The organism is Geobacillus sp. B4113_201601 (genome assembly GCF_001587475.1).
Taxonomy (GTDB): domain Bacteria; phylum Bacillota; class Bacilli; order Bacillales; family Anoxybacillaceae; genus Geobacillus; species Geobacillus icigianus.
In genome coordinates this window covers 35,235-59,714 of record NZ_LQYX01000094.1, presented here as the reverse complement: position 1 = coordinate 59,714, position 24,480 = coordinate 35,235, and the positions used below count along the sequence as shown (strand labels likewise).

Here is a 24,480-nt window from a genome sequence, read left to right as displayed (position 1 = left end):
TGATCCGCCTTCCAAGCCAGCAGCACCACCGCGTCATCAAGACCGTTGAGCGCGCCTTCGTAGCGGTAGACACGATCAAGCTCGTTCCCCACCGTGACGAGGCGGGTGTCGTTGGGCGCGATATAGCGAGCGAACTCCTTCGCTTGAACGGCGATGCCTTTCGGGTAGAGAATCCGGTTCGTCTTGAGCATCGCGATGACATGGAATCCTTGTTTCAGACAGGCTTCCCTAGGCATTTGGAACGGGTACCACACATACATCGGTCGAGCCTGCTTCCCTTGAGCGAGGAAAGCCTCTCGATCACTAGGTCGATCTTGCTTCTTCCCGCCGCCTTATCGACGAAACGCGAACGGAAACGCTTGCGTGAACGTGTGCACCATCCGCCAAACAAGCGAATGCCCCCAGACGGATGGGTGATCGTTGTGAGAGAAATGCCAGTCACACCCTTGAATGGCGCGGGCAGCCCGTGACGAAGGCTTTGTTTTTTGGCAAATGGGATCATCCATCGAAACAAAAAGGGGTTGATTCCCTGTTTGGCGATTCGCTGGATGCGCTGAAGGATCCATGGCTGGAGTTTGCGAAGCAACGCCTCTTCATCCCAAGGGCTTCTCGTGAAAAAAGGGCTGAGCGTGGTTCGATGATTACGGTGAAAACTCCAGTACCCGACATCCGTCAATGTCCCCGAACATCCCTTGGTACAGGGCGTCGACAAGATGAACGAGATGCTTGATGACCGGCTTCGAGAAATCAAGCGCCAACCCTAACGTCATGAAAAACTTGTGGATTCGTTGATGATGTGCTCATCGATTCCTAAGACATGAACCTCCTTGTGGGTAGTTTGAGCACATCTATTTTACTCAAGGAGCTGGGTTCATGTCTCCTTTTTTGTTTGGTTGTAAATTTATGTTAGAAAATTTGCTCATCTACAGTACAGTTATTTAATTAACTCTTTATCTCCTTGTATGATTTGATCCCTCAACAAACGCTTAGTAAACTGAAGTTGTTTAATTTCTTCAGCGTTATTAATAATCCGAAGATTTTCAGAAGCATCAAAATATTGAGGTTGATATAACAAAGCTTCTTGTAAAAGTTTTTTAACCAAGGAAGTATCCCTATTAACCCAGTAAGTTGCAACTGCTAAGTTATTATATACTGCAGCATTTTTATATTTCATTTTACGAGACATATTAAAGCATTCATATGCAGAGTCCCATCGATCTACCATTCCATATAAAACACCTTCATAGAAATATTTACAAAATAATTCGTAATCATTTAAATGTTCCAATTGAATTTTTGCCATAAAATCCAGACCACTATAAGGTTCTTCTTTAGTAATGCACATAATTGCGAATGTTAAACGAATTTCTCCTTCACGAAAACCACGAGTTTTAAAAAACTGAAATAAACTATCAAAATCATATTTATTTAATATATATTTGGTTGCTTCATATGAATAAAAATGATTGGAAGATAAGCTTCCCTTGTGAACCCTAACCTGTAGTAAGCTTTTTCGCAAAAACCCCACCTTTTTATCAGCCATTAACATGCGCAAAAACCAATCATAATCTTCTGAAGTCCTCAAATTTGTATCAAATAAAATTTTGGAGTCAAACTTTATCAAACAAGCGCCGGAGAAAAAATAATTTCGTTTAAATTCTTCTAACAAAATGTTGTCTCCTGTCAAAAAATGAGGAATTCTCATAGACCTACCCAAGGGTTTTCCTGTATGATCAATCATATCAAACTCAAATAATAAAATATCTAAATTCTTTAACACCATTTCTCGATACGAATCTTCCAACCGATTTGGATATTGAATATCATCAGCAGCAACAAAACAGACATACTCAGCGTTTGCATAAGCTAATCCAATATTTATAGCCTTGGAAATTCCTCTGTTTGATTCAAGATTTACGATTTTTACCCAAGGATACTCATTTTTATATTTTTCCAGAATCTTTGCTGTTCGATCTGTACTACCGTCATTTACAACAATGAATTCAAAACCATCGAAAGTTTGAGATAGAACGCTATCAATAGCTTCAGCTAAGTATTTCTCTCCATTGTAAACTGGCATAATAACAGAAATTATAGGTTTTTTCACTCTCAAACACCCTACCTAATACAAGTATTTAATTATAACCTTGTATTTGTTGAGCCAACTGTATCGCTCTAAGTCCATCCCATCCTGAAACTAGTGGATCTGACTCACTAACAACAGCTTCAACAAAACGATAATTTTGCAGATATAGAGGCTCATGATTCGGAACATAAACTTTCTCTACAATGTTCTCCTGTCTATATGTTGCTTCTCCAAACTGTGTCTGTAAGTTTGTTCTACGATGAATATAGATATTTCTAGTTAAATAATCTGCATAGATATAAGATCTTAAAGTAGTAATTGAAATCGAGCGTATCTTTTCTTCTGTTACCCTACTTGAAGTCACAGCAATCATAATCCCAGACATAGTTTCCGCTAAAACACAAACATGGTCAGCCGATTCTGGTCGATGAATACTTTTCTTTAAAACACCTTTAATGAAAATCTCTTCGTTAAATAGATAATAAAGTAAATCAATGTCATGGATCATCAAATCAAAAATAACATCTGTATCTTTGATTCTAACATCGTAACTACTTAATCGCTTTATATCAACACTAATAACTTGATCATTTTGAATAATTTTTTTTAATTCCATCACAACAGGATTAAAACGCTCTATATGACCTACCTGCAATATTTTCTTATTTTGTTGAGCCAACCCAATTAGTTCCCTAGCCTCTTTAACGGTAAGAGTAATAGGTTTTTCAATAAAAACATGCTTATTCTGCATTAGAGCTTGTTTTGCTAAATCAAAATGAGTTGAAGTTGGAGTTACTACAAAAACCGCATCAGATAGCCCGATTAATTCATCCATTGATGTAGCCGGTATAACATTATATTGCTCTGCAACTTTTTGCGTTAAACGTTGAGAAATATCGTAAACCACATTCAATACACCTATTTGTGATAGTACCCTTACATGATTCTTCCCCATTTGTCCAAGACCGACTACACCAACATTTAAACCCTTATTATACCTTTTCATAATTTCCGCTCACTTCCTTCGACAAAAACTCCACCGCACTTTCTGTGAAAATCCCACGCCGACAAGCGGCGATTTTCATCCCCGGGTGGAGGAGCAGATCCGCTTTCCATGGGACTTTTCTCAAAAAATCCATATGCTTTTCTCCATCACTGGCCCCAAAAAATTTCTCCGCTTGTCTTCAATAACTTTTTCGCTAAATCTCATATTATTATGTTGTAAAAAAGAATTTCCGATCTCCATGTTCCGTCTTTATCACCCGACAATCTGGCGCCGTGGAAATAAGATCCAATAATTCTATGTGAAACAAAATGGCAACTTATTATAGTGATGTTCTCTTTTAAACTAGAAAAACAATCATACTTCTTCCACTAACATACGTAACTCCTCCACCGTCAACCATTCCGTATTCGTATCACTTGTATATTTAAATCCTTCCGGTAAATATATTCCATATTTTTCATATTCTTGTGGACACCACGGAAACTCAGGGATAATGACATAATAATTATCAAACTCAACTGTATGTCTGGCATCATCTTCGGTAATCATCGTTTCATGAAGCTTTTCGCCCGGGCGGATGCCGATGATTTCAATTTCTGCTTCCGGTGCGATTGCTTTTGCAAGATCTATCACTTTCATGCTAGGGATTTTCGGAACGAAAATTTCCCCGCCTTTCATCCTTGCAAGGGAATCAATGACAAACTGAACACCTTGGTCAAGCGTAATCCAGAAGCGAGTCATCCGTTCATCTGTGATTGGCAGTTTCTTGCCTTCAGCTGCCATTTTTTTAAAAAATGGAACGACGCTTCCACGGCTCCCAACTACATTTCCATAGCGCACTACGGCAAACCGCGTTTCCTTTCCGCCGACATAAGAGTTGGCCGCTACAAATAGTTTATCGGACGCTAGTTTTGTCGCACCGTATAAATTGATGGGGGCCGCAGCCTTGTCGGTACTTAATGCAATGACCCGTTTTACTCCACGGTCAATCGCCGCTTCAATCACGTTTTGCGCACCGTAAATGTTGGTTTTTACCGCTTCAAACGGATTGTATTCACATGCAGGCACTTGCTTCATCGCTGCGGCATGAACAACATAATCGACGCCATCAAATGCGCGATATAGACGATCTTTATCTCGCACGTCACCAATAAAGAAGCGAATTCGTGGATCCGTACATTCCTGTGCCATTTCATATTGTTTTAATTCATCACGGCTAAATACAATCACCTTTTTTACATCATAGTCTAGTATTTTTTTTACAAATTTTTTTCCGAATGATCCAGTTCCTCCGGTAACAAGGACTGTTTGATTCCGCCAAAACTCCATCGCATAAGCTCCTTTGAAGTAAAGTGAATTTTAGCATTGGTTGATGATGCGTTGCAGTTTTTCTTTAAAATTGCATGTCATAAGATATTCGGACTGTGACACAATTTGAGAGATATGAACGAAAGGTACTCCTTGAATAACAGCACCTTTTTCTGCTGTGTTTTGAAAAGTTACATGCTGCGTTTCGGCGACTTTTCGTTCAAACCATCTTCGATAAATCGATAAAATGGTCGTCGTTTTCACAATTGTTCCATCATTCGCTTGCACAGACAGCAAGTTTTCGTTTGATGCTACATCTATCCCTGATGTCGAATGTAAAGCATGACTTTTGTTTTTGCCGTAAGCCAAATCTTGCCCCGCCAACACAATTTCAGAGAATCCCATTTTGATTAATAGATCAAGCGCTGCTGTCGCCACAGATCCCCCGGTATCGACGAGAGGAAAATGTTTTTGGCGAGCATAACGCTCGGCTTGAAGATACCCTTTTTGAAATGCGATCATTCTCGGTCCTTTATGATTTGCTACAGCGAAATGACAGGCGGTGGACAAATACAGTAACGTCAATGTATCGTCCAAGCCCTCTAATTGTTGGCAGACAAATTCTTGCGGATCTGTGATTATCACAGCATCGGGAGCAATGCGGTTTGCTTTAAGAACCTGAAAAGCCGAGCCAACTGATAAAATAAAATATTTGTTCTGCAGCTTTTGTAAAGAATGGACCACTTCATCTAGTGAAGGGCCGGCCGATACCAATACCGCTTTTTGATCATTAAATTTAGCGAACAGTTTTCCTACATTTGGATCCATACATTTTACATTTTCTTTGAAATTACGCTCCATTAAAGCTGAAAATCGCTGAAAGGACATGTCTTGAATTTTTATTTCTTCGAAAAACCATTTTAACGGATAGGTTGGCGGCAAGGCTTTTAACCAAGCATTCGGTATAATCCATCTAGTGTGCTGCTTCGCCAACTCATTCAATGTACGAATCACAGTTTGTTCTTGGTCAAGGAAGAAAATTTCCACATTCGGATGCGAAAATATATAGGATAAATCCGTATGTTCAGCCACTTTTTGGAGAATAGACAAAGAAGGCTCCAAAACGACTATCTGTTTATTCGGCTCTTTTTCCAGCAATTTTTGCACATGGTATCCGAGCCCAAGCCCAAAAAGACAGTAGTGATTGGTGTCTCTGTCGATTTGCGACTCGATAAAACGCTCGGCCTCTTTCCATGGATCGTAGCGACTATACAAGTAATGGCCGTTCACTTTCATTGTTGGCGGCCCTTTTTTGGATGGATGAATCTCCACCTCAATCGGCGTTTCAGCTACTGTGTTATTGATTGCAGCAAGATTGCGGTCTGGAACAGTCAATTTTCCTCTTCCTTCTGATAAAATCGTTCTTTCGCTGCCTCTTCAAAAAAAGGCTTGATTTCATATTCAAACATGTCAGCAACAATGATATAGTCTTGGCGTTCCAAGCCATCATTGATTTCAAGCAAAAATTCGTTAATTTGGTTCGGATTGATACGAATATCATATTGATGCTGCTGCATCAATGCCATGACCTTTGTCAGCCAAACAACTCCTTCGCTAAACTGTGTGATCAGCTGCATCGCTTCTCCCACTTTATCTTCGCGCAAATAGTCAGCGATCATTTGCGTTCCTGCCGCCACACGCTCAATATATTGATAGAAGCTATGTTGAGTTTCGTAAATGAGATCCGTCATCTTTCTCCCTCTTATCCATCGAATGAATTTGACTTTTGATTTTCTCTTTTAGTTGCATAAAATGAGCTTTTGAATCAAGGGCAGCTTCTTGCAAACGTGAATACAAGTCCATGGAGCGAGTGTATACTCGTTGATACATTTCTTGTTCTGTTTCATTTTCTTTCGGCAAGTAATTGGTAAACGTATCGACAACGATAGGTTGAGTAATGAACGCCATGATTCCTTCATCGAAGATCGTTTTTAGCTGTTGATCAATCTTGTCTAGCTTCTTTACTATTTTAGCATCAAACCGCGTATCAAAACCATTGCTTTTTAACAACAACAAAGCTTCTTCGGCAAGACGGCGCACTTTATCATGCAGCTTTATTTCCTGTTCAACCCGAACAAGAAACTCTCTCCATGCTTGAAGATCCCTATGCGGGTATGCATCGATAGCAAACATTGGTACCTTTGTAGTTATGTCTACATACTTATTGCAAAACTCTCGAAAAGAAAGTTGCTGGTAGCCATCTAGCTTCGCTCCGCCTTCGGTGCAATTGTAGATCCTCTCAGGATGCGACAACGTTTGTAGGAGCTTTTCAAAATTATGCTTCATGGTTAAGAAAGCATAATCTGTTAAAACTTGATCGCCATAATACCCCTTGATATGGAACATTCGTCTTTCTTTTATATAGGCTTCGTTTATTTCCATGAAATTCCTATTGTTTTCTGCATGAGTTTTGTTATCGGTATAGGCCAAATCCTGACCGATCAAAGCAATAGGCCCATTTGAAATCATATAAGCTATATGTAAAGCAAAAACCGCGACGGAGGCGCCTCCTAATACATCATCTATTTTTTTATTTACTAATTTTTGTGCATATTGTGTTAAACGCTCATCGAGGCTGGGGATAAAAACAAATGATCTTCGCTTGAACTTCTCTCTGATTTTTTCATGATTCGATAAGGAATATATGATGCTTGCTTGTTTCAGCTCTATGGCTTCAAAATGCCTGTAGTTGTTGATGCCTCCATCAATTGTCACGACAAAGTCAGGTTCAAGATCGTATTGAAGCAAAGAATTAATTGTCGATCCAGAGGAAATGAGCAAAATATGATTTCTCACCTTTTTTAATAAAGGGATTTGCTTTGTCAGTGACGGACCGCCAGAAGCAACAACCACTGGCACGTTATAAAATTGTTTCAAACATTGTAATGGCACATCATCATGTGCATAAAACAAATTCAAGGTAAAATTCTTTTGCCATTCCTTCGAATAGCATTTGAGCGTATTGGTATGGACTTGGTGTATGTAAATGCGATCTTTGACTGTTTTTAATAGGGCATGATAGTCACTTGGACAAATTTTGTCATAATTAGGAGAACAAATCACAGCAACTCGATTACCGAATGTATTTCTAAGCGCTTCGTAAATATGATCAAAAAGCTCTTGATCGCTCCCTTTCATCAAAATGCACCGCTCGACTTGGCCGTTTTCTTCCAAATGGTGATCAGCGATCCACTCGATGGGCTCAACGACAATGAGAAATTCTTCCTCTGTCATTTTTTCACTTAGCGCTTTTGCAATATATCCTGAACCGACGCCGAACAAAATATGAAGATAATTCTTTTTATAATGGCGTTCGGCAAATTGGGCAGCTTCTCGAATCGGATCATACTTGCTGTGCAGATAATAGTTGTTGACTTTATAAATCCGCTGTCCGCTTTTAGCAGTTTCCTCGATGATTTCGTACTTTTTCAGCTTGTTGTCCATCATTAGCACCTCACTTATATTATCGGCTGTTTCTTTCTTTTCTTAAATACGTGCAAAGACAAACTTTTTATGGAAATTGTCAAGCTGATGGCGATGAAAAGGAGGTTGAGTCAAAAGGGTGTCTGTCTTCAAGATCAACTTCTAGGGCAAAAAAGTTCGTCACCATCAGAAAGATGAACATACCTTGGCACATTTTTTCGAATTCACGTATGTTCAGGAGATAGTCGACTGGGATTGGCAACACGTGCAGTGAACGGTGAAACGGTTAGAAGGCCGGTGAAAAAACGCTGATCCTCTTCATCAATGGGAGAATACGTGAAAAACAGGTTTTTCTCATTGAGAAATGACATTGTAAGGCCGCAGCCGCGATTACGTCACCAGCTTCTTAGAGCGAAGGGGGCGAAGTGAAACTGAAAAAAAGCAAGTGCATACGGATGAACGATCTATTGGAACACCTGTCTTTGGAAATGAATTCTGAGGACGAGGGAACCCTTTTTCTTAACTCGTGTTTTCAGGATTGGCGCAATGTATCGTGCGACAAAAGCAGTCCATACGTGTATATAGCAACGAAAGAGGAGTTTCCCAATCCTTGTGGGACACTCCTCTTTTCCTTGACGACAATTATCGGAGTAATTGAAGCACTCCTTGCGGCTGCTGATTGGCCTGAGCCAACATCGCTTGCGCCGCTTGCATTAAGATGTTGTTTTTCGTGAATTCCATCATTTCTTTCGCCATCGTGCGAACATTTGCTTTCGCAAATGACTAGACTATCTCTTCACCCGCTAGCTTACCGCTAGTGAGGGGCCGGGCACTTCGGGGAATTCAGAACGATGGAAATTCCGCTCCCCTACGGACTTCATCACCATAGCGAATGCGCCTTAGGTGGTATGCCCTAGTCGTTGAACCTTCTCCACCCTTTCGGGACAGGAGCTTGGCTGCTGGTTGCCCAATCCTTTGGCTTTTCCGGCCATCACGTCTGCCGTTTCCAGCTCCGTTGTGGCGCCAAAGGCTCTAAGGGGGTTCCAGCAATTCACCCGGTCATACTCCTAGCCGTTTCCAGCTAGGACGACTGTGCCTGTCGCCGCTTATGCAGCTAAGGCATAATCAACGTCGCGAATACGGGATTCAGCAGCAGACAGATTTTCCGCCGTTGCCCCGAGGTTGTTGATCGTATGCTCCAGACGATTTTGAACAGCCCCAAGCTTCGAGCGTTCTCTCGACACTTTTTCAATTGCATTGTTAATTTTCGAAATCGCGGCATTTGCGCTTGATGCCTTCGTTACGCTTAACCCGTTTACCGAGAGCGCAGCTGCACCCATATTGGCAATTGATAATGTGATCGATTGGCCGCTATTTGCCCCGATTTGGAACATTTTCGCCGAAAAGCTACCATTCAGAAGTTTTTGCGTGTTGAATTCCGTGTTATTGGCGATACGAGTAATTTCCAATGAAAGAGCACTAATCTCCGCTTGGATTGCACTACGGTCAGCACTTACGTTCGTATCGTTTGCGGCCTGAACGGCAAGTTCGCGCATGCGTTGAAGGATCGCATGTGTCTCGTTTAACGCACCTTCAGCGGTTTGGATCAACGAGATGCCGTCTTGCGCGTTTTTTGATGCCATTTCCAGACCGCGGATTTGGCCGCGCATTTTTTCAGAGATGGCAAGGCCTGCTGCATCGTCACCAGCGCGGTTGATGCGGTAACCCGAAGACAGTTTTTCCAAGTTTTTCGCCGCTTGCGTGTTGTTGAATGACAGTTGGCGATACGTGTTTAACGCAGAGATGTTGTGTTGGATTCTCATGTTCCTTCCTCCTTGAATCGTTTTTTCTACATCCTTGTAGAAATTTGACAGGGGCGGCCGCTTATTGTTCCCTGTCTACATTTTTAATATCGGAAACATTTATGGAATGTTTAGTGGTTTTTTTATTATTTTTTAGTTGTTGCAGCAAAATTGCTTGAACATTGGCCGCCAGCTTGTTTTCTTTTTGGATCGCTGCATAGATCTCTTTTCTGTAAATGTCGATATGCTTTGGTGCAATAATGCCGAGTTTGATTTGTTCTCCTTCGATGGCAAGCACTTTAATCTCGATTGAATCGCCAATCATGATCGATTCATTTTTCTTGCGGGTGAGAACAAGCATTATTTTCCCTCCTTCCCGCTCACCTCGGACAACGGAAAACGGATCGGATAGACGCTGTCATGAAGAATGAGCTGCTTTCCTATTTTTTCTTTCACGTTAATAACGATTGGCGCTTTTAAGTTAATGGTGGAATGAGCAAACGGCTCTTTTAGCGTCATCATCGTATATGTCAAGCAATCATCAGGAGAATTCAATTTCAGCTTTTCAATATCTTCTTCTGTTAAATCAAACGCATAATCGGGGTAGAAAGAGAATGGATAAGCAATGACAAAGCCGACATGGCCGTGATGAATCGACTGCAAAATCGCAAACGGCGATTGTTCTTCTAATGGCAAAATGACAAATTGTTTTTCTTCTTCAAATCCAGGGATCCCGTTGGGAAAATGGATAATTTGTTCTTCATTTATTTCAATTTCCCCGAAAAATTTTGATGTTATTTTCATAGCAAAAAGCTCCTTTCTCATTTTCGCAAAAAAAGCGGTACATCATCAGTACCGCTTTTTGTTAATATTTCACATCCATTTTGATAGTTGGGTATTGAATCATATAGGCAGAGACGTTCCCCGGCTTGTATTCATGAATCGGTCTATTTACGTTTGCCTTAATGATTGGCTTATTTGCATCGATTTTCATATCCAAATAACTTGGTTGATAGCCAATATCTACACTATGAACAGATGGAATAAATGTTATTCCAAGTTGTTTATAAGGATGGAAGCCTTTTTCAGCCGCCATCGCTGCAATGGCATTGCCTCTATTTTCAATCTTCATGAGCTGGTCTCCTTCCTGCGCGCGGCGGGCAATGCCTTCCAACAACGCTTCGCGGCCTTCCTCTGCAAACTTTCTTGTAGAATCAAATGGATCAAGCAGCCCCATATCTCTCCATGCTTTTGACTGATCAATCGTCAACCGGGCCGGTTGAGAGTCGATTGTGAGCGTTGCCGGTTTCTGTTCAATGGACAAGTCGGCTTTCGGCTGCTCGATGTGCTGGATCGGCTTTTCCATGTGTAAACCAAGAATCGCTTTTGTAGTGTGAATTTGTATTTGCGGGAAATTCATGTTTGCTCACCCTTTCCGTTTGTTAACGGAGAAAATCAACCAATGTAGGCTGAATGATGCGGGCGCCCACACTTAAAGCAGCGCGATGCACGCTCTCTTGGGTAATCAAGTCGGTAATCGCTTTTTCGTATTCGATATCTTCATTGTTGGACATTAATTTTGTCGCGATTTCTTCTTGAGTGGCTAAGCGGTTTTCCATCATTTCCACTCGATTTTGTTTGGCACCAAGCTCCGAACGGGCCGATAACAAAGCGTTTTGTTGCGTTTCAATCCGGCTTAAATAACCTTCAATCGCTTTTCCGTTGCTGCTTGGATCATTCAAAGCCGTTTTTAATTGATCCAGCATCCCGATCATCCCGGTAAACAATGTTTTCCCGTCAATATTGACATCTAACTTAATCCCGCCAAACACCTCAATCTCCACATCGCCTTGATTGCCGTTGACTGCAAAGCCCGGTTGCCCTGGGTAGCCGATAAATAACGGATTTTTCGTATCAGCTCCGTTAAAAATATATTTATCCCCGATTTTCGTATTGGCGATATCAACCACGTGCTTTTGAATCTGATCAATTTCATCAGCGATTTTTTTGCGATCTTCTGGGGTAGCTGTGTCAGTCGATGCTTGAACAACAAGTTCTTGAATGCGCTGTAAAGCGAGCCCGACTTTATCTAATGCATCATCTGCGCTATCAATCCAGTTGCGAACTTCTCCAATATTGCGTTGATATTGCTTGACACGCGCCAACTCTTCTCGGTAGGCTATTCCCTTCATTGCCACGACCGGGTCATCTGAAGGACGAGTAATCTTCTTTCCTGTTGTCAATTGTTCTTGATATTTTCCAAGCCGGTCATAACTGTTTGATAAGTTGCGAAGCATATTATTGGCCAGCATAAATTGTGTCACTCTCATCTATCGTTCACCTACCTTCCAGACACACCCATATTATTAATGATTTTATCGAGCATTTCATCAATTGTTGTAATCATGCGGGCAGCGGCATTATACGCATGCTGAAATTTAATCATATTGGTCATTTCTTCATCCAAGGAAACAGAACTAACTGATTGACGGTTATTATCCACATAAGCAGCAAGCGTCTCAGCGTTCGTTTTCATTCTCTCCGCTTGCTGTCCATCAACCCCTATTTTGCCAATCAATCCTTGATAAAATGTTTGTACCGTTCCGCCAATAATGGGCACGCTCACCGTCGCTCCGTTTCCACTCGGCAGAGGAGCTAACCTGTTCGTGATTTGAACGTCTTTTATCATGGATAAATAAAGGGCATTATTTCCATTACCTGACTCCCCGCTCTTTGCAGATGCAGCTATTTGACTAAGATCATTCACAATGACATCTGACACTTTAATCGAACCTGCCGCCCCTTTTCCTGTCGTATTATCGGCGTTTAGCTCAAAAAAATCAATTCCGTTTGAATTGTTTAGACCGTACCCTTGGCGATGTTGAGCATTGAATATAGCGGCGAAAGAATACGCCATTTTATCCAGGTCGGCAAGCATATCCGGATAGTAGCCTTTTACATTATCACGATTAGGACCATAGCCATATAGCTCAATCAATGATTTAATTCTACCGTTCGCTAAGTTACCGAAATCGCTATCGCTTATTGTTGTGATGGCTCCACTGGCGCCTTCAATTTGTATTTTGGAAACATAGCCGTCCGGGTTCGTACGATCGTTAACAGGGTTGACGGATGGTTCAACAAATAATTTGGAATAGCCATCTTTCGCCACCACTTTTATTGTGGACCCATCTTGATTGACTAAAGAAATCTCATATACACCTTCTGCAATATCAAGAGCATTTCCGCCAGAGGGAACGGTTTCCACCTTTACCTGAAAGTACTTTGACAGTTCATCCACAAGAGCATCGCGTTTATCATAAAGATCATTAGGTAAATACCCATTGGGTTCGACAGTTTTGATCTGGTCATTTAGTTCGCTGATCTGCTTCAAAATTGAATTGACTGCCAATAAGCCTGTTTTAATTTCTTGTCCTATATCCGTACGAATTTGCGATAAAGAAGTATTTAGATAATGAAACGATTCTGCGACCGCTATGCCGCGCTGGCGCACGACAGCACGTGCTCCCTCATTTTCAGGATTGGCACTTAAATCTTGCAAAGATTCCCAAAACTGTGTCAACGCCTTGCCAAGACCAAATTCGCTCGGTTCATTCATAATCTCTTCCATTTTTGCAATAGTTTCGGAACGAGCGCTCCAATAGCCTGATTTGCTTGCTTCATTGCGATATTGATAATCTAAAAAGTGATCGCGCACCCGCTCAATCGACCCCGCTTCGACCCCCGTCCCCATCTGTCCCGGAATTTGCGGGCGGTTCATGGACGCTGGAGGGTACGGCTCGCTTTGGACAAAGTTGACGCGCTGACGTGAATAGCCGGGCGTGTTGGCGTTGGCAATGTTATGGCCGGTCGTGTACAGCGCCATTTGCTGCACGGCCATGCCGCGCTTGGCGACTTCCAGCCCGTGAAATGTTGATCCCATCGTGCTCCTCCTTTTCCCCTTCCATAATGGGGTGTAGTTTTCTGTTTAGCGGCTCCAGTTGCTTTCCTTTTGGCCGCCCGTCGGATCGTTGCTATGCTTTCGAATCAAAGAGTGAACGCGCGCGCTCGTGCGCGGCAGCGTTCTGATTTGGCGCCGTATAGGTCACGTTGGGCGGCTGCGGCAGCCATTGGTCGAGCATAAGCGTCACCCATTGCAGCGACTGGCGGATGAGCTGCCCGTTCAGCTCGTTGGCCGCTTGAAGTTCGCGGATGACGGCAAGGAGCTCGTCTGCCAACCGTTCGACTTTTTGCCGCTCCTCCCCGCCTATTTTCGGCAGGCAATCGGCTAATGATGGCGGATTCTCATCGCCAGACCATGCGGCAACGAGCTGTGCTCGCTCGCGCTCGAGCTGCTGGATGGCGGCGATCGCCGGTTGTTCTTTTTGGATCAGCCGCATTAATCCGTCCGTATCTCCTCGTTTTAATACGTCCGTTTTTTGATAGGCCAATTGAAGCAAATGCCGGTGCAGCGCCAGATGCCGGTCAAGGATCGCCATCAGCCGCAATGCTGGCACACGCTGTTCATCATCGGTTCGCTGATTTTCTATCCTTGTGTTCATTGGCCATCGCCCTTATAGAACTTGTATAGTTTCTCCGCGATAGCGCGGGCATCGATCTCATACGTTCCGCTGTCGATTTGCTCCTTCAACCGGCGCACTTTCTCTTCCCGCTCGGCAGCCCAAGTGGAGCGGTGCTGCAGTTCTTTTGCCTCCTCAGAAATTTCAACCCGATCCCGCCGTCCGGGTTGCCCTGTTTTTCCTTCAGGGATGCCCGCGTACTGACGGTAGGGATGAACGCCCATCGAAAACCGGTGATCGATTCTCACTGCGATTCCTCCTATCGGTTCCGCACATTGTTGTCTTACTACTATTATCGGTCAATCCGTTCATTTGTTTAGCGGCCGTTTCGCCCTTTATCGGTGTAATACGTGCGAAACGCTTGTTGTTTCTTCTGCTCTTCCTCTTTCTTTACCATTTCTAGCTGCCTTTGCAAATCTTTTGAACAGTCGGCGCACATTCTTCCTTCACGGATCAGCTTGCCGCAACGGTCGCACGGATATCCTAAGTTCGGCAACTGCGCCAACGTTAATCGACCGCTTTTGATGAATTTTGTCAACAACATTTCAGAAACCCCGGTTGCCGCAACGATCTGCTCCATCGTGGCCAACCGATTTTCCCGGCGCCGCAAAAATTGGGCTACGATTTGAAATTGCCGTTCTTCTTCTTCACGGCAAGCTGGACAAACATCGCGGACCAGCGAGCGGACAAACAGACGACCGCAAGCCGGGCAATTTTCTAAACCCATCCTTCTCCCTCCCACATGTGGCCATTACGTATACAAGTTGATGATCAATCCTTGAATTTCCCCCAGCGTCTGCAGCAAATCCATCCGCGGCCGTTCTTGTTCGAGCACCGCATTGGTGACGTCCAGCAGCTTTTGGTCGATCGTTTTGACGATCTGATAAACGCGAGAACGGCCGCTCCAATGGAACCCATACTGTTCCGTCAGCTTCAATCCATGGTTCACCGCTTCATCAAGCAATTGTTTGACGAGCTGCTTATACCGCCGCAAATCGTCAACCGTCCGCGACTTGGCCAGTTTTTGTCCTTGCTGTTCGATTTCATCCGCCAGCTGCTTCAACCGCTCGTTGCGCAGCTTTTCCTGCTCCTTGGCGGTCAGCTCGGCAAATGACACAGAAGGCGAAAAAGAAGCGGCCGCTTTTTTGCCGATTGGCACCGATGGGGTGTTGGCAATTTTATTGATCTCCATCTCCTTCGCTCCTACCGTCTTGTTCATCAAGCTTCTGAATCCATTGTAAAACTTCCCCGATCACCGCGTAAAGCTGCGGCGGGACGCGCAGCACCGGATCGGCCAGCTGTCTGAGCAACTCCCGGTCGCGAGGCAGCGGAATGCCCGCCCGCTCCGCCTTGTCGGCCACCTTATCAGCGAGCTGCCGGGGCTGCCGGCTGAGATGTTGCTCATACGACGTAAACGCAGGGACGTAACGGCGCCTGTTCATATCGTCCACTCCCACTGGCTCGTTTCGTTTTCCGTCTTCATTCTGTCTGTCGCTGCTCGCTCTTCGTCTTCGGTGTCCATCGGTTGAAAAGCGAGGCGTTGCACCCGATAACCGATCTGTTCCAGATGATCTTTGACTGTCGAAGCGTATGACTGCAATACTTCCGCCAATTTCTCGGATTCTGTTTCCACCGTCACGGACAGCTGCCGTTCGATCGCCTGCAAAGAAATCCCCACTTTGCCTTGATTCGTATCCAACAAAAAGTAGAGGCGGCAGTTTTGCCAGTCAAGCTGTCCGTTACCGCTGCGAGCGTTGACGTGCACATGCACGGTTGCCATCTCACCATGAAGCGAGAGCGGCCACTGGTACAACATCGTTTGCGTGTGGCTGTCAACAGTAAATTTGTTGAGCAGCTGTTGGCCGGTAAGATTCATGAGCACCCGTTCCGCCTGCGCGGGTGCGGTTCCTTCCTCCACCCATGACAGCAGCAGCGATTTCAAATTCTCGACCGGTGGTAACCGCTCTCCGCTCAAGAGTGCCTGGGCCGCTTCTTGCTCATGGAAAAAGCCGAGGCGGCGCAGCGATTCAACGACGCCTCTCGCCGATAATGCGTTGTCACGAGCCGCTTGGGACGCTTGTTTCAGTATGCGCGACAGCTGCTCGTGCGGCTTCGTACCTTGCCGCTCGTCCGATTCGAGAAAAAAGCGCATCACCTTTTGCTCGGACGGCTGAAAGCGAAGCGACTCCAACAACGCTTTCACTTCACGCACCGTCTTGGCGGCTTCGTCCATCTTTCCTTCCGCAAGGCCGCGTTTCGCCTCTGCCAACTTCGCCCCCGCCTCCAGCAGCTTCGTTTCCGTTTTCATATCGGTAAACAACAGCCAGTCCCCGTTTAACAACATCCGGTCAAGCGAATGAATGAGCGACTCGACAAGCGGCACGGCTCGCTCTGGCGTCTTCTGGGCCGCGGCATGCGCAAATTGTTCCAGCTGACGGGCCATATCACGCTGCCAAACGCGAAAATCGTGGACCAATTCCTTCATTTTTTCTGTCACTGCCGTCATGACAAACGTCCGCGTCTCTGCCGGGGGAAGAACGAGCTCCGATGCAGCTGCGTACGCACGCGAACCTTCCCATCGCTCCGTCTGTTCGCGAACAGGCGCCGCTTTTGCTTCATCGGTTTCTTCCGGTTCTTCTGTTTTCGTCAACAACGGCGCCAACAGGTCGCCGAGCGGCGGGCCGTGGAGCGCTTCATGCGCTAGGCGCAAATGTATCTCGGTCACCTCGAGCTGTTTCGCCGTCAAAGCAGCGACCGTTTCTTGCTTTTGTTTGATCGAGCCGCCTTCCGTCTCCCAAAAGCGACGAACGGCTTCCTTTTCCTTTTCGGTCAGGCGAATGCCACGGGCTGACAGCCATAGGTCGATTCCATCGTCCAATGAAGCTGGCACAAACCGCCCTATAGACGACAGGGGCACCGCTTGCGCCACCCACGTCCCCCCTTCTTGCTTCACAAGCCGCACCATAAACGAACGGTCACTCGGCACACCATCCACAAAGCGGACGCGGACATCCTGTTGACCGATGGTGACCACGGCCTCCTGATCGGTAAGCTTTTCTTTCATTACCGCCATCTGCACACTCTCCGGCTGGAAGGAAACAGCCGGTGTGGGGATTTCATTCGATCGTTGATCGTGACGAATACGCATCATCATGTTTCCTCGCTCATTGTTCTCTTACTGTTTATATCGGCATCCCATCGGCAAATGTTTAGCCCGCTCACGCCCTCACTAGCGTCAGTGATCCCACCTCGGCCGCCCCCGCCTCCAGCAGCACACGGGCCGCGTGGCGAACGGTGACGCCCGTCGTGTAAATGTCATCGATGAGGACGATTCGCTTCCCATTGATCGGCGGATGTCCGGAGAGAAAAAACGGATTGTCCGTTTCAAGCCGCTCGCGGCGCGATTTTTTCGATTGTTTTTCAGAGTGTTTGCGGGCCAGCCAAGGAACGGACGGCAACGGAAGCAGGCGGGCGAGCGCTTCCGCTTGGTTGAAGCCGCGTTCATGCAGCCGTTCGGCGCTGAGCGGAATCGGAACGAGTTGCCACCCCGACCCAAAATCGCGGCGAAAAACGGCGGTCAAGGGCTGACGGAACGCCTCCGCCACCACATAGTCTCCACGAAATTTCCATAAAGCAATGACTTCTTTCATCCACTCGTTGTATACGTATACGGAACGGTTTTTCGCAAGCACTCCGCGCCAGCGCTCATCTTCCTCCCAGTCGAGGCAGTCGGCGCATATCGAAGGCGCCGACTCCTCGAGCGAGCGGCCGCACATCTCGCAAAGGCGGCCGTCAATGAGTTGGAACGCCCCCCGGCAGCGCGGGCAAAGGACGTCAAAGTCTTCGAGGAAAAGAAGCTGGCGCCAGTTCGCAATCGGATTGTACGGGGAATGGCAAAGAAGGCAGTTCATCGGCGCAATAACCCCCGTTTCTTCGCTTCTTCATTCATGCGGAGGATATGGCGGCGCGCTCGCACCATCGCGTTCGTTTTTCCGTGATGAAAAAAGCGGACATCGCCATCCGGAAACGCGGCGTGGCGGCCCACGCGGCCGGCGATTTGCACGAGAGCGCTTTCCGTGAAGATGCGGTCTTCGGCGCCGAGAACGGCCACGTCGATGTTCGGCACCGTCACGCCCCGTTCAAGAATCGTTGTGGTCACCAACAGCGGCACGCGCCCATCGCGAAACGCCTGAACGTGCTCGGCTCTGTCTGGGGCTTCGGCATGAACGCCGACGATGGTGGGATTGACGCGCTGCAAGAGGCGGGTGACAGCTTCAAGCTCATCGATACGAGGAACAAACAAAAACGCTTGTTTTCCCTGCTCCAAACGACGGAGCACCCACGCAAGGACGTTCTGGGGCAAGCGGCCGCGCTCTAACCGCTTGCGCCAATTGCCGCACCATTCGAACGCGGGGACGGGAAGCGGACAGCCGTGGTAGCGGGCGGGGATGACGGCGGCATTCCGCCGCCCGCGCCGAATGTCGAGCTGCCAAACACGCGATGGGGTGGCGGTCAGATAAATAAGGCTCGACTGTTCTTTTCGCGCTTGACTGGCGGCGTATTCGAGCATCGGTTCAACCGAGTAGGGGAACGCATCCACTTCATCAATGATCATGACGTCAAACGCGCGGTAGGCGCGCAACAACTGATGGGTCGTGGAGAGAACAAGCGGAGCGATTCGTCCGCGCTCTTCGCTTCCTCCGTGCCAAACGGCGAGTGGAACGCGGGGAAACGCTTGGCGAAAGCGAGGAGCGAGCTCGCGGACAACATCGATCCGCGGCGTGGCAAGGCAAACGCGTTCGCCGTTCTCAAGCGCCGCAGCGATAGCGGGAAAGAGAATTTCCGTCTTTCCCGCCCCGCATACCGCCCAAACGGTGAGCTCGCTTCGGTCAAGCACCGCCTGGCAGACAGCCTGCGCGGCCTCCGCTTGGGCGGCGGATAGTTCCCCGTCCCAAGTGAACGGCGCTTCATAACGCTCGGATGGAAGCAGAAGCGCCGCATGAACAAGGCGAGTGCAAGTGCCGATGCGCCCCATCACTAAGCACTTGCGGCAATACGTGCAGTCCGATCCGCAGCGGGCGCACGGAAATGAGGCAAAAAGATGGGGATCGTCATTTCCGCAGCGGACGCAGCGCCAGGCGCGCGCTGTTTTGATAAGCCCGGGTTGTTCGTGAAGCAAACCGGCCTGAACGGCGGCGGCGATGTCTTCATCGGGAAACGGCAGCTGCTCCCGCAGGAGACGCTGGCCGTTCAGCCAGGAAACGAGCGGCGAAGCAACGGAAGATGGGAGAATGTACAATGAGCATCACTCCTTTTAAAATTCAAGAAAAGCATGTTCCCGAGCTGGGAGCCAAAAAGAGCGGACAGCGCAGTGATGCGGTAAAAACGTGCCCCCCAAGGTGAAAGATTTTGAGCGCATCAATGAACCAGTGTTATGGAGAAAGAGGGAGCTAACAATGCTCTTTTTTCCTAAAAAAGGGTAGGAAGCACAACGTGGCAACCTTCGATCAGAAAAGAAAGTGGAGGCAAAAACGTTTTTCCGAATAGAGTTAAGATGTGGTTGGACCCTCTTTTTCACGACATATCGACCTTCGAAAGAAATGGATGCGATGAAATCCGACACTATTAAAAAGCCTCAAAGAGTCATCAAAGTGATCGACAACGCGCTTCGACAACATTCCCGGGGAAATAGTGACACATTTTTCAGGAAAGAACCGTTCGACAAGTTCGGCCAGCCTTCTCGTTGAGAAGGAGGAGAGAGGAAAAAACGATGTAGCAATGAATGAAAGCACGCGGCGATGGGGAATACAGTCGAGGGAGAACGGCTCACAACATAGGAGAGCAGCGAAGGCGGGAGAAAAAACGGAAAGTTCCATGAATAACAACCCCATATTGCTCAACGCTCATTCCGTCCCATGAAAACCAAACAGGGTGTGACAAGACAAACAAAGTAGCCAACCGATTCGCCGTAGCGCAAGGCGGAGCGAACCGTTCCTCCTTGCGCCCGGCCCTCGAGCCTAGAAGGGCGGTGATTTAGTACAAAATACTGCTTTTATCAGTTAGAAAAGCCTAGCGAAATCAGCCTTCTTTTTTGGCGCCATGTCGCTGATTTGCTCGTGGCAGCCGTTTTTCACCAGCCTCCTTGAGGCGCGCTTGGCACCCCAATTCACAGCTCATACCACGTCAACCCGAGCGCGCCTTCGCCGACATGGGTGGCGATGACCGGACCGAAATAACTGATCGAAAACTCGACGTGCGGATAGCGAGCGGACAGCTCGTCGCGCCAGCGGTTCGCCTCATCCGGCTGGTTGGCATGGATGATGGCAGCTTTGAGCGGCACGCCTTTGGCGGCATCTTCGGCGAACAATTCTTCGATTCGTTTGACCGCCTTTTTGCGCGTGCGGATTTTTTCAAACGGCACGATCACTTTGTTTTCAAAGCGAAGAAGCGGCTTGATTTGCAAGAGGCCACCGATGAACGCCTGCGCCCCGGTCAGCCGTCCGCCGCGCTGCAGGTGGGACAAGTCATCAACCATAAAATAAGCGCGCAACGTTCGCTTCATTTCATCGAGGCGGGCGAGGATCTCGTCCGGCGTTTTCCCCGCCTGCGCCATCTCCGCCGCCTCGATGGCGTAAAATCCTTGCGCCATGCAGCTGATTTCCGAGTCGTAGGCGTAAACGCTCAATCCTTCGACCATCGTTCCCGCCGTAACCGCCCCTTGATACGTGCCGCTGATGCCGCTTGAAAGGTGGATGCTGATAACCGCATCGTACCCTTCCTCACGAATGGCGGTGAACAAGTCAACGAACTCGCCGACCGATGGTTGAGACGTCGTCGGCAACACAGAATGTGTTTTCATTTTGGCGAAAAATTCGTCAGCGGTCATGTCGATTTCTTCACGATACGCTTCCTCGCCAAAAATGACGCTGAGCGGAATGAGGCGAATGCCCAACCTCTCGCGCACGTCTTTTGGCAAATAGGCCGTACTGTCAGTAACAATTGCGGTTTTCACAAACTCCCTTCCTTCCTGACCGGGAATTTAATTCCATTATACCAAAAAGGCGGACGGCCTACCACTCTTACTAGCGAGCGCGCAGGATGAAACGGAAACAACAGATGCCCGCTGACGTCTCTAACCGCTTGTTGTTCTTGGCGCTGCCCGTTCGCTTTCGTCCTCCGATCCCAAAAGCGGGAATGCCGTTTTCGCGCCACCGAACGAAAACAAACGATGCGGGAAGCGGGACCGCCAGCCTCCGATCGCCAACGCCCAAGGCGGTCAGCGCACTTCCACCCAGCCGTTTTTGATCGCCACAACGACCGCTTGCGTCCGATCATTGACATTTAATTTTTGCAAAATGCTGCTGACATGGTTTTTCACCGTTTTCTCGCTAATGCACAGCGCCTCACCGATGGCGCGGTTGCTTTTTCCATCCGCCAACAGTTGGAGCACTTCGCATTCGCGTCGCGTCAATAAATGGAACGGACGGCGCACTTCTCGCTTGACTGACCCCCCTCTTTTTTCCATCGCCAAACGGCGGTATTCGCGAATCAAATTGTGCGTCACTTTCGGATGCAAATAGGAACCGCCCTCCGCTACGACCCGCACAGCTTCGATCAGCGTATCGGCGTCCATCTCTTTAAGCAAGTAGCCGGTCGCTCCGGTCTGTAAAGCGCGCATGACATAGTTTTCATCGTCATGAATCGACAGGACGACCACTTTCGTATCAGGGTAGGCTTCAATCAGCTGTTTCGTCGCTTCAACGCCGTTGATGTCCGGCATGTTAATGTCCATCAGCACCAAATCCGGGCGATGTGTTTCCACGATCGAAAGCGCTTCGCTCCCGCCGCTTCCTTCCGCCACGACTTCAAAGTCGCCCTCAAACTCCAAAATGCGCTTAATGCCTTCACGAAACAGCTGGTGATCGTCAATGATGGCAATGCGTGTTTTCATCGGTTCCTCTCCTCCTTAAGATGTATTTGTCGAACGTTCACTCGAGTTCTTCCGTGCTGATCAATTAGGGATACCCAATTCCATTCCCGTTGTGCATCGGCATCACGCAAGAACGGTTTGTGTTCCTTACTGACTTGGCGCGGCAACATGTCGGGGGTCGCTCCGCCTTATTCCAAAAGCGCGGCCTGTGTTCCTTATTGACCCCACCGCACATGGCCAGTCAGCCCATTACCTGTCTTCCGAAACGGTACGGTCCAGCGGGATGCGGATGAACACCGTCGTTCCGCGGCCAGGTTTCGAACGGATCGTCAATGTACCGCCAAGAAGCTCGACCCGCTCTCGCATGCCGATCAGACCGAACGCGTTTTCTTTTTTGACGGCCGGGTCGAACCCTTTGCCGTCGTCCTTGACGCTGACCAATACGTCTCCGCACGCCACTTCCAGCTTAACATCAATGCGGCGCGCTTCAGCATGTTTCAAAGCATTTTGCACCGATTCTTGGACAAGCCGAAACACGGCCGCCTCCATCCGCGACGGCAGCCGAACTTCTTCGCCGATATGTACAAAAGAAATATGGACTCCCTTACTATATTCTTCGGCCGTCTGTAAGTATTTTTTAAGTGTCGGCACGAGTCCAAGGTCATCCAATGCCATCGGCCGCAAGTCATAAATAATACGACGCACTTCCGACAAAGCCGAATACACCATTTTGCGAAAATCGCGAATTTCGGCGATCGCTTCTTCGGTTCCTCGCTCTTTGATTACCTTTTCCACCAAATCGGAGCGAAGAAGCACATGGGCGAGCATTTGTGCGGGACCGTCATGAATTTCCCGCGACAGACGCCGTCGTTCTTCTTCTTGCGCTTCGATGATTTTCAAACCGAATTCTTGCTTTTGTCTAACTCCCTCAATCATTTCGCTCACGTGGCGAAAATCGCTGTTTAAATAGTTGAGGACAACGGTGATTTGCCCAACTAAATGGTCAGCGCGCGCGATGATTTGAGAAAGGCTCGCCAGCCGCCGCTCGAGTTCATCGCGGCGCAGGCGCAATTGCTTTTCGCGTTCACGCACCATCGCCAGCTTGACGTGTAGCTCATGGGCGGCTTCATACGCTTGGCGAATATACCGTTCAGAATGGGAGGAAAAGTTTTGGCTCACTTCCGACAGGCGACGGCGCGCCTGCCGCGCTTCCCCTTCCAAACGATCCGCCTCTTCGATCGTCTCGGCCGTCAACCGTTTCACTTCTTCGAGTTCCCGCAATAAGTGATCATGTTCTTGCCTTGACTGCTCGCCAATGTGGAAAATTTCGTCTTTGCTATGTTGAACGGTGTCGATCATTTTTTCGACAATTTCATCCAACTGTTTGACATCCCAACGTTTTTCCCCAGCCATTTGCCAACCTCCAGCAGCGCTGCCAAGCCGTGCGCACGAGCGCCATCAAAATTTATTTGAAGGAAAAAAGTTGTCGATTTATAATAGTAAAAGCATGCCCTGTCTGCAACTCTTGTATTTTCAGTTTACCATAGTCAGCGCAAATCGCTACCTTTTTCAGCAAAATCATCGCATACCTTCTTAACGATCGGGGGGGGTTGGCGTTGCTGCCATCGTATTACACCGTCAAAGGGTATGGCGAACAAGAAATCGTGATTGAAAAATCACGGTTTATTTGCTATATCAGCCGCGCCGAGACGGAGGAAGAAGCCATCGCCTTCATCCAGCAAATCAAAAAGAAGCATTGGGACGCAACCCATAATTGCTCGGCTTACCTTATCGGCGAACACGACCAGATTCAAAAAGCTAACGATGACGGAGAACCAAGCGGCACTGCGGGCGTGCCAATGCTGGAAGTATTGAAGAAAAAAGGACTAAAGGACACCGTTGCCGTCGTCACCCGCTATTTCGGCGGCATCAAACTTGGCGCCGGAGGATTGGTACGCGCCTACAGCCGCGCCGTCACCGAAGGGCTAAAAGCCGCCGGCATCGTCGAACGCTGTCTCATGCGCGTCATGCATGTCACGATCGACTATCCATGGCTCGGAAAAGTGGAAAACGAATTGCGGGCGTCAACCTATATGATCAAAAACATCCATTACGCCGATCGTGTCACCTTTGAGGTGCTTGTTCCTGAAGATGGACAATCGTTGTTTGCTGAATGGGTGACAGAATTGACCAATGGAAGAGCGGACCTCGTAGTGGGCGCAGCTGAATATAGGGAACGGCTGCTCCCGTCTGAAACGAAACTGTAAGGAAAGAAGGGTAATAAC

The 24,480-nt window shown here is 47.5% G+C and carries 24 protein-coding genes and 2 pseudogenes; 1 reads left to right on the top strand and 25 read right to left on the bottom strand.

The window, feature by feature from the left end:
- From B4113_RS13565 to B4113_RS13450, 25 genes and pseudogenes are all read right to left on the bottom strand, one after another.
- Positions 1-770 (bottom strand): annotated as a pseudogene (locus tag B4113_RS13565) (IS701 family transposase); the annotation flags it as partial.
- A gap of 164 nt (positions 771-934) precedes the next feature.
- Positions 935-2,107 (bottom strand): glycosyltransferase, encoded by a 1,173-nt coding sequence (locus B4113_RS13560; protein ID WP_061912565.1) that lies wholly within the window; start codon positions 2,105-2,107, stop codon positions 935-937.
- Between the two features lie 28 nt (positions 2,108-2,135).
- Positions 2,136-3,092 (bottom strand): Gfo/Idh/MocA family protein, encoded by a 957-nt coding sequence (locus tag B4113_RS13555; protein WP_061912564.1) that lies wholly within the window; start codon positions 3,090-3,092, stop codon positions 2,136-2,138.
- A gap of 354 nt (positions 3,093-3,446) precedes the next feature.
- Positions 3,447-4,421, bottom strand: coding sequence for a UDP-N-acetylglucosamine 4,6-dehydratase (inverting) (gene pseB / locus B4113_RS13550; RefSeq protein WP_033019616.1), 975 nt, complete (start codon positions 4,419-4,421; stop codon positions 3,447-3,449).
- Positions 4,422-4,451: 30 nt separating this feature from the next.
- Positions 4,452-5,795: a motility associated factor glycosyltransferase family protein gene (locus B4113_RS13545; protein WP_051985074.1), complete on the bottom strand. Its 1,344-nt coding sequence runs from the start codon at positions 5,793-5,795 to the stop codon at positions 4,452-4,454.
- Positions 5,792-6,151: a hypothetical protein gene (locus B4113_RS13540; protein WP_033019613.1), complete on the bottom strand. Its 360-nt coding sequence runs from the start codon at positions 6,149-6,151 to the stop codon at positions 5,792-5,794. Before B4113_RS13540 ends, B4113_RS13545 begins: the two co-directional genes overlap by 4 nt.
- Entirely contained in the window at positions 6,120-7,904 is a 1,785-nt protein-coding gene (locus tag B4113_RS13535; RefSeq protein WP_033019610.1) for a motility associated factor glycosyltransferase family protein, read from the bottom strand. The genes B4113_RS13540 and B4113_RS13535 overlap by 32 nt, the downstream gene beginning before the upstream one ends.
- Positions 7,905-8,525: 621 nt before the next feature.
- A pseudogene (locus B4113_RS19000) lies at positions 8,526-8,642 on the bottom strand (flagellin); the annotation flags it as partial.
- Between the two features lie 347 nt (positions 8,643-8,989).
- Complete coding sequence (locus tag B4113_RS13530) at positions 8,990-9,706, bottom strand: flagellin (protein WP_033843054.1); 717 nt, start codon at positions 9,704-9,706, stop codon at positions 8,990-8,992.
- A 61-nt stretch (positions 9,707-9,767) separates the two neighbouring features.
- The gene (csrA, locus tag B4113_RS13525; protein WP_051962608.1) at positions 9,768-10,046 is read right to left on the bottom strand and encodes a carbon storage regulator CsrA; all 279 of its coding nucleotides are present in this window, start codon (positions 10,044-10,046) and stop codon (positions 9,768-9,770) included.
- The gene (gene fliW, locus B4113_RS13520; RefSeq protein ID WP_061912563.1) at positions 10,046-10,489 is read right to left on the bottom strand and encodes a flagellar assembly protein FliW; all 444 of its coding nucleotides are present in this window, start codon (positions 10,487-10,489) and stop codon (positions 10,046-10,048) included. The genes csrA and fliW overlap by 1 nt, the downstream gene beginning before the upstream one ends.
- A 61-nt stretch (positions 10,490-10,550) precedes the next feature.
- The gene (locus B4113_RS13515) at positions 10,551-11,105 is read right to left on the bottom strand and encodes a DUF6470 family protein (protein WP_033843051.1); all 555 of its coding nucleotides are present in this window, start codon (positions 11,103-11,105) and stop codon (positions 10,551-10,553) included.
- A gap of 22 nt (positions 11,106-11,127) precedes the next feature.
- Positions 11,128-12,015, bottom strand: coding sequence for a flagellar hook-associated protein FlgL (gene flgL, locus B4113_RS13510; protein ID WP_061912562.1), 888 nt, complete (start codon positions 12,013-12,015; stop codon positions 11,128-11,130).
- 11 nt (positions 12,016-12,026) lie between these two features.
- Complete coding sequence (gene flgK, locus B4113_RS13505; protein ID WP_033022499.1) at positions 12,027-13,628, bottom strand: flagellar hook-associated protein FlgK; 1,602 nt, start codon at positions 13,626-13,628, stop codon at positions 12,027-12,029.
- A 91-nt stretch (positions 13,629-13,719) separates the two neighbouring features.
- A complete protein-coding gene (locus B4113_RS13500; protein WP_051962606.1) occupies positions 13,720-14,247 on the bottom strand; it encodes a flagellar protein FlgN in 528 nt (175 codons plus the stop codon).
- Positions 14,244-14,513: a flagellar biosynthesis anti-sigma factor FlgM gene (flgM, locus tag B4113_RS13495; RefSeq protein WP_033022500.1), complete on the bottom strand. Its 270-nt coding sequence runs from the start codon at positions 14,511-14,513 to the stop codon at positions 14,244-14,246. The genes B4113_RS13500 and flgM overlap by 4 nt, the downstream gene beginning before the upstream one ends.
- Before the next feature lie 68 nt (positions 14,514-14,581).
- On the bottom strand, positions 14,582-14,992 hold the full coding sequence (locus B4113_RS13490; RefSeq protein ID WP_033022501.1) for a TIGR03826 family flagellar region protein: 411 nt from the start codon (positions 14,990-14,992) through the stop codon (positions 14,582-14,584).
- 24 nt (positions 14,993-15,016) lie between these two features.
- Positions 15,017-15,457, bottom strand: coding sequence for a YaaR family protein (locus tag B4113_RS13485; RefSeq protein WP_033022503.1), 441 nt, complete (start codon positions 15,455-15,457; stop codon positions 15,017-15,019).
- Positions 15,444-15,707 carry a hypothetical protein gene (locus B4113_RS13480; protein ID WP_131385768.1) on the bottom strand — a complete coding sequence of 88 codons (264 nt, stop codon included), beginning with the start codon at positions 15,705-15,707 and terminating at the stop codon, positions 15,444-15,446. Before B4113_RS13480 ends, B4113_RS13485 begins: the two co-directional genes overlap by 14 nt.
- Positions 15,704-17,416 carry a hypothetical protein gene (locus B4113_RS13475; RefSeq protein ID WP_131385771.1) on the bottom strand — a complete coding sequence of 571 codons (1,713 nt, stop codon included), beginning with the start codon at positions 17,414-17,416 and terminating at the stop codon, positions 15,704-15,706. Before B4113_RS13475 ends, B4113_RS13480 begins: the two co-directional genes overlap by 4 nt.
- A gap of 67 nt (positions 17,417-17,483) precedes the next feature.
- Positions 17,484-18,176 (bottom strand): ComF family protein, encoded by a 693-nt coding sequence (locus tag B4113_RS13470; protein ID WP_033022507.1) that lies wholly within the window; start codon positions 18,174-18,176, stop codon positions 17,484-17,486.
- The gene (locus B4113_RS13465; protein WP_033022510.1) at positions 18,173-19,564 is read right to left on the bottom strand and encodes a DEAD/DEAH box helicase; all 1,392 of its coding nucleotides are present in this window, start codon (positions 19,562-19,564) and stop codon (positions 18,173-18,175) included. Before B4113_RS13465 ends, B4113_RS13470 begins: the two co-directional genes overlap by 4 nt.
- Positions 19,565-20,431: 867 nt before the next feature.
- Positions 20,432-21,277 carry a DegV family protein gene (locus B4113_RS13460; protein ID WP_033022514.1) on the bottom strand — a complete coding sequence of 282 codons (846 nt, stop codon included), beginning with the start codon at positions 21,275-21,277 and terminating at the stop codon, positions 20,432-20,434.
- Between the two features lie 264 nt (positions 21,278-21,541).
- On the bottom strand, positions 21,542-22,216 hold the full coding sequence (locus B4113_RS13455; RefSeq protein ID WP_033022515.1) for a response regulator transcription factor: 675 nt from the start codon (positions 22,214-22,216) through the stop codon (positions 21,542-21,544).
- A 228-nt stretch (positions 22,217-22,444) separates the two neighbouring features.
- Positions 22,445-23,608 (bottom strand): sensor histidine kinase, encoded by a 1,164-nt coding sequence (locus tag B4113_RS13450; protein ID WP_061912561.1) that lies wholly within the window; start codon positions 23,606-23,608, stop codon positions 22,445-22,447.
- A gap of 203 nt (positions 23,609-23,811) precedes the next feature.
- Between B4113_RS13450 and B4113_RS13445 the strand changes: the two genes are divergently transcribed.
- Positions 23,812-24,462, top strand: a complete 651-nt coding sequence (locus B4113_RS13445; RefSeq protein WP_061912560.1) for a YigZ family protein — start codon at positions 23,812-23,814, stop codon at positions 24,460-24,462.
- Positions 24,463-24,480: the final 18 nt, after the last annotated feature.